The following is a 12,371-nucleotide window of genomic DNA, read 5'->3' as shown; positions in this document are numbered from 1 at the left end:
TATGAAACGTTAGAGGTAAAAGAACTCCTGCTCACTACTGAACAGGAGCTCTCTATTTTATGATAATCAATTATCTATACATAATGTTGTAACAGTTTAATCGCTATTATGCTTTTTTCGTATCTACTACTTTAATATCTTCAGCATAAATCTTTTCTGCGTAGTCTTTAATGTTTTTCCAGCTATCTTTAGCTATATTCAAGTCTTCCTTAATGAAAACAAGGTCGTTTGGACTAATAGAGTCTACATTTTGAAGTAATGAATTATATTTCGATCCCATTGTATACCATTGGTTTGAAATATTTTGCAACGCTGTAATTGCTGTATCAATTGTGTTTGTTAAATACTCAGTTTGCGTTTTAATGTTCGTTAGTCCTGCCACTTCTAATTGTGCAGTTGTAACTTGTCCTGTTATCTTTTGAATTTCTGCCTGTGCATTATCAAGCTCTTTCTTCGCTAATACGATTCCTGCAGTACCACCACCTACTGCTGCTGTTCCACCTGCAATTAATGCGATTCCTAGCGGAGTTCCTGCTCCCGTAGCAATTACAACCGCACCACCGATAATTGCAATTGGGCCTAAAGCTGTCGCAACAGATGAACCGATAATAATTGCATTATATTTACTAATTGCTTCATTATACGTTGTAATTTGATTTTGCAGAAGCGGAATTCCAGCATCTTGACTAGCCAAGATAGATGTAATTTGATTTGCATCTCCCTTGAAATTTTGGGTATCCGACGTCATTTTATTTCGGAATTTCTTTAAGTCTTCTACTAACTGATCTACTTGCGCTTTATTTTCAGTAATACTACTTGATAATCTAGTTAGACCTTTCGTAAGAGTTGCTTTATCCTTTGCATCAACCGCAGCAACTAAAGTATCATAATAGTTTTGGAATTTCGTATTGTAATTAATGATATTTTGATTTGTTGAAATAAGCTGTGGCTTCAATACATCTAACCATTGCTTCGCATTTCCTCTTGCTGTATCCTGGTGCTGAATCACTTTTCCTTTTAACGCCGCATCAACAGACGATACATTACCAAAGTTAACATTCCCTTGTTTAATAATTGTTAAAGCATATAGATCCATTACTAAAGCGTTAGAACCTGTTCTTTCCATCGCATCTTTCAGGCCTTCTGGTCCTAATGAATATTCGTCATAATCATTATATGCTTTTGCTACTGCATGAACTGGAGCTTGTTTCACTGTACTTTCAGCTGCATACGTATGAGCCGGCATAATATTCCCTGCTGCAAATACTGCCATAAGTGCTGATAGAGCCATTACTTTATAAGGTTTTTTCGTCATTTTTCTTCTCTCCCTATATCGTTACTTATTTTTCTGTTTAATGTACTTCAACGTTTGTAACGTAATCTTCAAATTGATTTGTTTGCTTATTCATTTCATCACTTACTTTTTTAAGTTGATTGAAATGCTTTTGGAGTAAACTACTGTCTGTATACGTGCCTTCTTCCATATTTGTTTGAATTTGGATCATATTATTATTTAAAACTTTCCAATCCGTTAATAGCGTTTCTAAAGTTGAGATTTGGCGATCAATTAATTCTGTAAAGCTACTCACTTGATCTTCAACGAATGTAATTTGAGTCGCCTCTGATTCAGTTTGTGATAACTTTTGAATAAGTGGTAGTAGCTCTTTTTGCTTTTGCTGAATACGAAGAGCTGCTTCCCTCGTTTGACTATCTGCGGCATTTACAATTTCATTACTTAAAGTACCGATAGAAACAAAATCAATTGTTTTCGTTTGTGCAGTTTGATTTGTGATTGTAAATACTTGTTTACCGATATTAATAGAACCTTTAATAATTTCTTGTGGTCTATTCAAAATAGTAGTTAGTTCAGCTTGAATTTCCCCTTGAATTCTTTTTATGTCTTCTCTTAATTTCACAATATCTCCACTTGATCCTTGCAGTGTTTTTATTGCTTCATCAGCTTTAATTGATAAGTTATTACTATCTTTGTCTAATACCGTTTTAAATCGATTTAACTCTAATAAATCTTGCTCCATACTCTCTTGGATGCTTTGTACTTGCAATTGTAATTTTCCATATGCATTTGTAAAATCTGCTTTTGCCTGTTCATCTTCATTTACTTTTCCTGCTAGTTCATAGAGCTTACTATAATAGCTATTAAATCTAGTGCTGTATCTCATCATCTCTTGATTTAAGTCGATTAGCTTCGGATTATATTCATCAATCCACTCTCGTACATTCGCCTTTGCAAATTTTTGATGATTCGTTAAGCTACTCATTGCATTCACTTTAATGTCTGGTTGTTGCAAAATAACTAATCCGTATGCTTGGATAAGTGGTGACTGTGATCCTAACATTCTAATTGAATTTGATAATGTATTTGGAGCAATTACATTTTGCACATTTAATACTCTCACTTCTGATTGCCCCTCCTTAGCGTAAGCGTTTACAGGAATGAAGCAACTCGTAGATACTGCTGTAACCAATAACCCTGTAATTAAAGTCTTTTTCACTTTAACTCCTCCTATGTATTAGCAACTATTACTATCGCATTTTATTATTCTATTTTCTTGCACATATTGAGATGGTTAAAAATAGAGAACGTTCTCACCGTGATTCATGTACTAACCACCTCTCTCAAATTTTATTGCTACAGTACTTACTTATTGTTACAAAATATTTCATAACTTTTCATATGCGCTTAGTATGAATAATATTGTATAAAATTTCTATATTATTGTCATTTTCACATTCACACAGTGAATATATTACATGGAAATATTATTCATTTTAAACTAAATAATGTACGTAAATATGAAATTTCGTTTTGTTTTCATGTAAGCTTTGTACTGTAAGGTCATTTAAACACAGCTATTCATCTACCGTAAAGGAGTATTTTAATTCCCTTTATTTTCAAGCCCTCATGTCCTTATTCCAAAATAAAATCCAATTAACTACCTCGATTGAAATATCCATATACCACAACAGAAAACACTACTTGCTCACAATCGATAAAATTATATCAATATAATTATTGCGCCCGTATGCAATTATGCATAGCATATACACAAAAAGGATAGCTTCACTTTCGTGAAGCTATCCTTACAAAATCTTCTTACTTTTTCAAATGATATGGAACTGTCGTAATAACAACATTTCTTTTATAGAGTAAATACGCACGAATGAGTAAACTAGACTGATTATGAAGAATGTTATGCCAACCTTTTTTCGGAATAAACTGTGGTATAACGACTGTAACTCGGTAATTTGATTCACTCGCCTTATATTGCACCGTATCAATAAACTTTGTTAGAGGCTGAATAATACTTCTATAATGAGAATGTAATGTAACAAGCCTTACTTCAGGTTGCCACTTCTTCCACTTTTCTTCAAATATCTTTTCCTCTTCTCTGTCAAAAGCAACATATACAGCGATAACTTGATCTGCAGAAAGAGCCTTAGCATAGTTCAATGAATTTTCTACTACGTGAGTCATGCCAGCTACAGGGACAACAATTACATTCCCCTCAATCGGAATAAGTGGTTCACAAGTTTTTAAACTTAGTTGATCGCCAACTGCATCATAGTGCTTCTTGATTCGATGAAATAGAAAAATAATCACAGGTAAGAAGATAAGTATCGACCAAACTTGTGCGAACTTAGTTAAAAAGAACATACTCATTACGATAAAACTGATGACTGCTCCTATTAAATTAATCGTTAATCGTAAAATCCATCCTTCAGGCTTTTCACGAAGCCATTTTAGTACCATTCCAGTTTGAGAAAGCGTAAACGGAATAAATACCCCTACTGCATATAGGGGAATCAAGTGTTCTGTTTTCCCTTGGAAAGCTACAATTAAAATAATCGAAGAAATCCCAAGTATAATAATACCGTTTGAATAACCTAGACGGTCTCCTCTAATCGTAAACATTCTTGGTATGAACTTATCTTTCGCAAGATTAACTGCTAATAACGGAAATGCAGAATAACCTGTGTTAGCTGCAAGAATTAAGATTAAAGCTGTTGTACCTTGTATGAAAAAGTACATAAAATTACGTCCGAATGTTTGTTCAGCGATTTGCGAAACAACTGTTACTTGTTTATTTGGAGTAATTCCGTAATAATAAGCTAAAAAAACAATTCCTGAAAATAAAACGGCAAGTAATGCCCCCATTGCAAGCAATGTTTTTGCTGCATTGTTAGGTGCAGGATCCTTAAAGTTTGGAATTGCATTAGAGATCGCCTCAACACCTGTTAATGCAGAGCTACCTGATGCAAATGCTCTTAACAGTAGAAATAAACTAATTCCCGCAACTGGTGTTCCAATTGGCGAATGTAAGGCCTGCGAAACGTGACCAGTCAAAATATTATATATTCCTACACCAATTAATATAAATAATGCTACAACGAATAAATAAACCGGATATGCTAAAACGGAAGCTGATTCCGTTACGCCTCTTAAATTTAAAATGGTAATCAGTATTACAAATATAATCGCAATGATTACATTATGTGCATGTAGGCTAGGAAAAGCAGATGTGAGCGCATCTGTACCTGCAGATACACTTACTGCAACAGTTAAAATATAATCTACTAATAAAGATCCTCCTGCTATTAAACCCGGATTCATCCCTAAATTTTCTTTTGATACAACATATGCCCCTCCGCCATGAGGATAGGCAAAAATAATTTGTCGATAAGATAAAATAAGAGCCGTTAATAATACTAATACCCCAACAGCTATTGGAATAGAATACCAATAAGCTACCGCTCCAAGACCTGCTAATGCAATTAAAATTTGCTCTGGACCGTAAGCAACTGATGATAGAGCGTCAGAAGACAAAATTGCTAGCGCTTTCGTTTTATTAAGCTTTTGTTCTCCTAACTCAGTTGATTTTAATGGCCTTCCAATTAAAAACTTTTTGATAGATGAAACCACTGCTGTCCACTCTCCAATAATTTTGTACGAACTTTTCTGCTAGTTAGAGCAAGTAAAGTATTTCTTCAGAAAACAAAAAAATGTCTACAAGCCATAACGAAATAGACTTGTAGACATTATTTTTTTTGTCGCACAAGCTCCACCTTCCTTCTCAATATAACGCTTACGAGGTTAGCTGTCGGATTCGGACCTATGAGTAGCCCTACCTTTTTCAAGGATTCACCCCATTGAATTATGTACTAATCCATTAAAACGGGTCCCCCGCACCATGCGGTTTCAGCGATTTAGAAAATTGAAACTGTGGATTATAATACTCCTTTATTTTTAAAAAGTAAACAAAAATTTTAAAAACGAAAAAATTTAAAATTTTTGTGCATAATCCGCCCATAAACATGCATAATGAATATTAAAAAATCCACAAAGGAGACCCTTATGTCTAAAGAAAAGAAGCCACTTTTTTCCGACTCATATTTAGATGTAGTCGCAAATGAAATTAATCAATTATATGGTAACCGTGAAAAAGAGAGAAACACGACAAAAAGAACTGAAAGAAACGAATAGATTGTCAAAAATGAACATAAAAAAGGATAGCAACGTATTTATATTTTGCTATCCTTTCCCTTTTTTCATACTATTAAAATTGTACTATTTTTTCGCTTAAGATCGTTTCTTCATATACCTTTAAATTTTGATATACAACGCCTAATAAAGGCACATCTCTAGAAAATTGCTCCGCTAATTCCAGTAAGTGTCCTTGCAAATGTTCCCCTTCAATGAGTGAACCTTTTTCCATATCACGCTGCATAGACGACTTCATATCATAAGAAATTTTGTCAATTGTTTTCATATGTTCCTCAACAATATTATCCTTAACTGGAGCCCCAAATGCCCTCATGATTTGCATGGATTCCTCAAATACATTTCGGATAAAGTCACGTCCGCCTTCACTCTCACGAATCGGTCCTATCGGCGCACGCATTAACGTTGTCACACCTGACATTACGGTGATAAATAAATATTTATGCCACATATCTTGCAAAATATTTTCACTTAAAACAAAACTAGTTTTCGTACCTGCAAATGTTTTAGAAATACGCTGTATTCTCTCTGAATCTTGAGGCTTAATTTCCCCAAATACAAGTCTGTTTGCAGCACTAGTTTGCACGACATCCCCTTCACTATTTAATGTCGTTTCAATAAAGCATAAACCACCAATTACCTTTTCTTCACCGAATTCCTTTTGTAATAGCGCTAAATGAGCGATACCATTTAACAATGGGATTATTACTGTATCCTCTCCTACAAATGGTTTCAAATCTGTTATTGCTTCATTTAGGTGATACGCTTTTGTTGAGAATAAAATTACATCAAATGGAGAAGTACTCTCTTCTTTCGTTATCAATTTCGGTTGAAATGAAAAATCTCCATTAACACTACGAATAACAAGTCCTTTTTCTTCTAATTTCTGTTTTCTTTTGCTGCGAACGAGAAATGTAACATCCTCTCCCTTTTCTACTAATCGACCACCAAAAAATCCTCCGACGCCACCAGCTCCTAATACTAAAATCCGCATACTACATCCCCCTTTTCATAAAACAATCATACTAGTTTTAGTATACATAATATTATACAGGTCTCCTGTTAAATAAGCTGAATTTTCATTCTTAACCTAGTGAAAACGAGAGGTTATTTCCAAGGGAATTTGGGCATGTTGTTTCTATAGCTTATATGGAAAGGAAACAACGTTAATGGAGGCAATACAAAAAATCGAGGAAAAAGATGTAACAACAGCTATATTTCAATTTATATTCCCATTTTCGTTTAAAACTGGATATGAACAAAATATGTTCCCTTTCTTACAAAAAAATGATTTTCGTCCTTTTCGACTCGATCATCTTGAAGATGAAAATACATATTACGGAAAGTTTCAAGTTTCACATCAAAATATGGAAGCATATTATCTTTCATTTACAAATAAAATTCTATTTCCTCATTCCGAACATCAAAAAGGACTGCAGCGCTATTCTAAAGACCTTAACTTAAATGGACATTTAACAACAAACCTTATCTCAGTCCCATTCATAGTACACTCAATCGATGTAACATTATGCCCTTATGAACTTGGATTCTTAACAATTCGAACTGAAGTTAACACTTCTCCAAGTATGGCATTATCAGAAGCAATCGAATTCGCTTCTCGATTCCGTGTACTTGAAACGAGAAATGAAAAGGACGAGAACATTTGTATAGAATGTAACGGAAAAAGATATTCACAAGTTGAAAAGTTCATTTTTGGTTATTTATTTAACGGCTTAACGGAATTCTTTGAAAAGAAAAGAGTAAGAAGTTCATACTTTCAAACCTTTCCTTTCTTCGAAGACCAAAGAATGTACGTTCAAACTTTGTTATCTCTAAAAGAAAATATGGAACTTACTGTAATTGATGTTTATCGTACTTCCAGTCTTTCTGGATTAACAAGTGATGGTAAACCATATGTGAGCGCAAATAATCTTCCTTATATTCACGATTATTTAAAACAACATGCTTACCAACGATGGGCTCCTAATCGTTATTTCATAATGGAAGAACATATTTTTACATGTGTAACGAACGAAGATGAGAGTAAAATAACTAAACTTGCTAGTCAAATGTATGGGGAGTTTTATTACGCTTTATTATTAAACCTATTTCATAAAATTGTTTTATTAAAAATGGCAAACGCTTATGCCGAACTAAATATTGAACAAGATACAAATGAAATAGAGAAGCTAATCTACTCTATCAATTCGTTTACAGCTAATTATTTTTCTTTAGAGTTAGTATCTCAATCACAAAGTGAAGATATTTTCTTTCGCTTAAGAAAGCTTTTTAATATTGAAATACTCTTCACGAACGCGAAACAAAATCTTGATAGTTTGTTTAAATATCAAGAAAATGTTGCCTCTAAAAAAGATAGCCTTTTATTATTAATTTTAACTCTCTACTCTGTAGTGGGCCAAATGTTAGGGTTTACTATGATTGACCTTTTAAAAAACACCGATTCAAATCCGATATCTTCACCCCTTGAATATTTCGCTCTTTTAACAGCGATTAGTGGCATAGTCATTTCACTTATTTTAGGTGTGCAAGGTTTATACCAATGGACTATACAACGTAAAACTCGAAAAGCATGGGTAAAACAAACTGTATTGTCTGCTGTGAAAGAGAAAGATGGTACAAATTGACACTCCCACCCCTAAAGGAGCCAGCTGACTAACGTCAGTGGGATTCTTGCTACCAAAGGCGAAGTCCATTTCTGGTATCGCTGACGTGCAAGATTGCGGTGTGCCATCACCACTCCCACAACAGACCATATAGGTTCGTGGGCTACGGTACTGTGACCATACCGTACAGATTGTTGGTTCTCAATGTTTTTACGTCTTTTGCATGACGACTTAATACATTTTACAGAGTAGAAGAATTTGCTACCCCAACCTCATATGTATTCTGTTTTCAGAGAACAGTCGTTTTAGAGTCTTTTGCATGACTATGAATAAAGTATACCATGTTTTGCTATGCAAAAACGATGCTTTCATCCCAGGTCTAAAGACGGACTAAAGTCCTGCGTGGGCTTTCCCGTATCCTAAATTCGGTAAATAAAAAAACAGATGGCAGCACGATGCTACCATCTGTTTTCTATTATGCTTACTTCCCTGCTTCGATTTTTTCTAATGCAGCAGCTACTTGCTCTTCTGTTAATTCGTGTTGCACTATATAACGATTACGTGGGTGTACACGACATTCATGAGAACAGGCACGTAAATGTTTTGCTTCACTTTCTTCAGAACATAAAATTTTCTTGTTACATTCAGGGTTTGCACAGTTTACATAGCGCTCACAAGGTTCACCTGTAAAATGATCTTTACCAACTATAACGTGCTCTTTTTGGTTTACTGGTACAGCGATACGCTCATCAAATACGTAACATTGACCATCCCAAAGTTCACCCTGTACCTCTGGGTCTTTTCCGTACGTTACAATTCCGCCGTGAAGCTGACTTACATCTTCATGACCTTCTCGAACTAACCAACCAGAGAATTTCTCACAGCGAATTCCACCTGTACAGTACGTTAAAATCTTTTTCCCTTCAAGTGTTTCTTTGTTTTCTCTAATCCAATCTGGTAATTCACGGAATGATTCAATATCTGGTTTGATCGCACCTTTAAAGTGTCCTAAATCAAACTCATAATCATTTCGTGCATCAATGATAACTGTATTTTCTTGTTTCATTGCCTCATAGAATTCTGTTGGTTCTAAATATTTCCCAGTCATTTCTTTTGGGTTAATGTCGTCTTCCAAACGAAGTGTAACTAACTCTGGGCGAGGACGTACGTGCATTTTCTTAAATGCATGTTCATCTGCCTCATCAATTTTAAAAACGATTCCAGCGAAACGTGGATCATTGTTCATTACTTCCATGTATTTCTCTGTTTGCTCAACAGTACCAGAACAAGTTCCGTTAATTCCTTCTGTCGCTACAAGAATTCTTCCTTTTAACTCCAGTGATTTACAAAATTCTAAATGCTGTTCAGCAAATTCTTCTGGGTTTTCAATTGTTGTGTACATGTAATATAGTAATACTCTATATGGTTTTGTAGTTGCCAATGTATTTCTACCACCTATCTAAATTTTAAAATCATGTATAAGTTAACGTTCATATCAAAACATATATAATAAGAAAATATACACAAAATTGTACTTAGCCTATTTTCTTCTATTTACAATTTTTTCTATAAGTTAACAAAAATAAAAACAAGATTACAGAACAAAACACTACGGTTAGGTTGTAATCCCAATATATTATATATCATACAATTTCATTTCCATCAATTAATATGCTGTAATATAGGCTGTATGTTCACATAAATTTCAAAAACACCCCTATAATTTATTATCTTCTTCCTTATCCAGAAACCATAAACTCCCAATTTTTTTCGCATCATCACACCATTCATTGCGTACAGTCATATAATTTGCATTAAGGAAACTTTTATGTTCAAATGAAATTGCCACATAATATATCTAAATGTATTGAAATAATGAGTAAGAATAAAATACAATAATTTCATCAAGTTAAGATTTCAAAGGGGAATACTACTATGAATAAAGATATATCAAAAGATGAACAAGTCCCTTCTCAAAGTACAACTGTTCAATCAGCTCATTTAGCGTTAAGTGGACAAACAAAAGGATTTAAAAGACTGTTACCATTCTTAGGCCCTGCTTTTATCGCCTCGGTTGCTTATATTGATCCCGGAAACTTTGCTACAAATATCGCGGCTGGGTCACAGTATGGGTATTTATTACTTTGGGTAATATTCGCTTCTAATTTAATGGCTGTATTAATTCAAACTTTATCAGCTAAATTAGGAATCGCTACTGGGAAAAACCTTCCTGAAGTAGCTCGCGAAAACTTCCCTAAACCTGTTTCCATCGGCTTATGGATACAAGGGGAACTCGTTATTATGGCTACAGATTTAGCTGAATTTATCGGGGCAGCACTCGGCTTATACTTACTATTTGGAATTCCGATGTTACCAGCTGCTTTAATTACAGCGGTTGGATCATTTATTATTCTTGAATTTCAACGCAGAGGCTTTCGTCCATTAGAAGCTATCATAACAGGAATGATTTTTATCGTTGTTATCGCTTTTGGTGTCCAAGTCTTTTACGCAAAACCGGAATTAAGCCCTCTTCTTTCAGGACTATTTACTCCAAAATTCCAAGGTGTGGATAGCATCTTATTAGCAGCTGGAATTTTAGGTGCGACAGTAATGCCACACGCAATATATTTACATTCCGCCTTAACGCAGCGCCGTGTAGTCGGAACAAATGATGAACAAAAGAAAAAGATTTTCCGCTTCGAATTCATCGACATTATTATTGCAATGGTTATCGCTGGAGCAATTAATGCAAGTATGTTAATTGTTGCTGCTGCACTATTCTTTAAAAACGGTCTACACGTTGAAGACTTAGATGTTGCGTTTAATCAATTTAGTAACTTAGTCGGTCCTGTATCCGCTGCTTTATTTGGAATCGGACTCTTATCAGCGGGATTATCTAGCTCTTCTGTCGGTACAATGTCAGGGGATATTATTATGCAAGGATTCATTCGCATGCATATTCCGTTATATTTACGCCGTTTTATTACAATGATTCCGCCTCTTGTTATTATCGCTTTAGGCGTAAATCCAACTTACGCTCTCGTTATGAGTCAAGTTGTCTTATCATTCGGTATTGCTTTTGCATTAGTACCGCTTATCATGTTCACAAGTAATAAAAAGATTATGGGAGCACTCGTCAACCATCGCATTACAACATTTATCGCGTGGTTAATCGCTGCACTCATTATCGCTTTAAATATTTTCTTACTGTATCAAACATTTGTTGGTTAATGAAAAAGGGTATTCCAAATTAAATTTGGAATACCCTTTTTCAGGCGATACGCTTCTCTTCTAATTCTCTCCTATATATGTGCCTCTTTCTGGCATTGTCGCGCCTTTTTCAGTTCGAAAGTAAAGTGGCAATCCTTCCGCAAAAAACATACTTACCTTGGATGGGTCTTGCCTTTGATGATGGATATGTAAATGTGGTTCACTTGAACTTCCGGAGTTACCAACTTGAGCAAGAACTTCTCCTTCATTTACATGTTGTCCTTCCCTCACTTTAATTGACCCTTTCTTTAAATGGGCAAGAAACAAAAATGTCCCTGTTTCATCTAGTCGTAAATAAATATGATTCCCCGCCATTGATTGAAATTCATCCGATCCCGGAACTAAATCTTTTTCATCATTATTGATTGATACAACTGTCCCAGAAGCCGGTGCCAGTACATCTGCGCCATATATCCCATAATCCTCTAACTTATTACTTTTCACTTCAGCAGGTGGAATGAGAATATCGTATGCCCATCGTTCATTTGGTTTTATCACATGATAATTCGTCTCCAGTCGATCCCCACCCCAACCTATTAGCGCCCGTTTGTTCAATGGAAAGCGGACTACTGCTTTAGGAGTCATAGACTCTATATCTACTGGATAAGCAAGTCCACCTATGTTAGCGAACCACCCCATGGGCCAAGCTCCAATGATAGAGAAAAGAACTATTAAGAGTAGCAATCTATCTATCCGCTTTCTAAAAATGCTTTTCCAAACAAACATTACTACTGATCCTATTAAGATAAAAATTGAAACTAAACTAAAAGCTTGTATAACCCACCAAATAAAGACTGATATTACACCATTAGCTAAAAAAACAACACTCCAACTTGTAATTAAAAAAACAAATAAAATTGCGAGCAAATATTTCTTCCACATGTTGTACCCCTACTCTCATATCTTTGTTCTCCATGATACAAAGTAAAAATTACGACACATGAAAGAAATACTTA

9 protein-coding genes and 1 riboswitch are annotated in these 12,371 nt (G+C 34.8%); of the genes, 3 read left to right on the top strand and 6 right to left on the bottom strand.

Annotated elements, in window-relative coordinates:
* Positions 1–106: 106 nt before the first annotated feature.
* The 3 genes from nheB to FT637_RS09930 form a co-directional block, all read right to left on the bottom strand.
* A complete protein-coding gene (gene nheB / locus FT637_RS09940) occupies positions 107–1,315 on the bottom strand; it encodes a non-hemolytic enterotoxin NHE subunit B (protein WP_193646111.1) in 1,209 nt (402 codons plus the stop codon).
* 37 nt (positions 1,316–1,352) lie between these two features.
* Entirely contained in the window at positions 1,353–2,513 is a 1,161-nt protein-coding gene (gene nheA / locus FT637_RS09935) for a non-hemolytic enterotoxin NHE subunit A (protein WP_193646110.1), read from the bottom strand.
* Between the two features lie 602 nt (positions 2,514–3,115).
* Complete coding sequence (locus tag FT637_RS09930; RefSeq protein ID WP_193646109.1) at positions 3,116–4,942, bottom strand: APC family permease; 1,827 nt, start codon at positions 4,940–4,942, stop codon at positions 3,116–3,118.
* A 145-nt stretch (positions 4,943–5,087) separates the two neighbouring features.
* A riboswitch (cyclic di-AMP (ydaO/yuaA leader) is annotated at positions 5,088–5,234 on the bottom strand.
* 140 nt (positions 5,235–5,374) lie between these two features.
* Between FT637_RS09930 and FT637_RS30295 the strand changes: the two genes are divergently transcribed.
* Complete coding sequence (locus tag FT637_RS30295) at positions 5,375–5,503, top strand: hypothetical protein (protein WP_264675731.1); 129 nt, start codon at positions 5,375–5,377, stop codon at positions 5,501–5,503.
* Between the two features lie 73 nt (positions 5,504–5,576).
* On the opposite strand, the gene panE is transcribed toward FT637_RS30295, so the two are convergent.
* Positions 5,577–6,515, bottom strand: a complete 939-nt coding sequence (gene panE, locus FT637_RS09925; RefSeq protein WP_193646108.1) for a 2-dehydropantoate 2-reductase — start codon at positions 6,513–6,515, stop codon at positions 5,577–5,579.
* Between the two features lie 175 nt (positions 6,516–6,690).
* Between panE and FT637_RS09920 the strand changes: the two genes are divergently transcribed.
* Positions 6,691–8,166, top strand: coding sequence for a hypothetical protein (locus FT637_RS09920; RefSeq protein WP_193646107.1), 1,476 nt, complete (start codon positions 6,691–6,693; stop codon positions 8,164–8,166).
* A 460-nt stretch (positions 8,167–8,626) separates the two neighbouring features.
* Here FT637_RS09920 and FT637_RS09915 read toward each other — a convergent pair whose 3' ends face one another.
* Positions 8,627–9,586: a rhodanese-related sulfurtransferase gene (locus FT637_RS09915; RefSeq protein ID WP_193646106.1), complete on the bottom strand. Its 960-nt coding sequence runs from the start codon at positions 9,584–9,586 to the stop codon at positions 8,627–8,629.
* A 494-nt stretch (positions 9,587–10,080) separates the two neighbouring features.
* Here FT637_RS09915 and FT637_RS09910 point away from each other — a divergent pair, with 494 nt between their 5' ends.
* Complete coding sequence (locus FT637_RS09910; protein ID WP_193646105.1) at positions 10,081–11,376, top strand: Nramp family divalent metal transporter; 1,296 nt, start codon at positions 10,081–10,083, stop codon at positions 11,374–11,376.
* Positions 11,377–11,436: 60 nt separating this feature from the next.
* Here FT637_RS09910 and FT637_RS09905 read toward each other — a convergent pair whose 3' ends face one another.
* Complete coding sequence (locus FT637_RS09905) at positions 11,437–12,297, bottom strand: M23 family metallopeptidase (protein ID WP_193646104.1); 861 nt, start codon at positions 12,295–12,297, stop codon at positions 11,437–11,439.
* Positions 12,298–12,371: the final 74 nt, after the last annotated feature.

Origin of the sequence: Bacillus cereus, assembly GCF_015071065.1 — a bacterium.
Taxonomy (GTDB): Bacteria; Bacillota; Bacilli; order Bacillales; family Bacillaceae_G; genus Bacillus_A; species Bacillus_A cereus_BA.
This window is presented reverse-complemented; position numbering and strand designations above follow the sequence as displayed.

Excerpts from the sequence above, each read along its gene's own strand:
- nheB (WP_193646111.1), bottom strand. The coding sequence starts at position 1,315 with ATGACGAAAAAACCTTATAAAGTAATGGCTCTATCAGCACTTATGGCA.
- FT637_RS30295 (WP_264675731.1), top strand. The coding sequence starts at position 5,375 with ATGTCTAAAGAAAAGAAGCCACTTTTTTCCGACTCATATTTAGATGTA.
- panE (WP_193646108.1), bottom strand. The coding sequence starts at position 6,515 with ATGCGGATTTTAGTATTAGGAGCTGGTGGCGTCGGAGGATTTTTTGGT.
- FT637_RS09920 (WP_193646107.1), top strand. The coding sequence starts at position 6,691 with ATGGAGGCAATACAAAAAATCGAGGAAAAAGATGTAACAACAGCTATA.
- FT637_RS09910 (WP_193646105.1), top strand. The coding sequence starts at position 10,081 with ATGAATAAAGATATATCAAAAGATGAACAAGTCCCTTCTCAAAGTACA.
- FT637_RS09905 (WP_193646104.1), bottom strand. The coding sequence starts at position 12,297 with ATGTGGAAGAAATATTTGCTCGCAATTTTATTTGTTTTTTTAATTACA.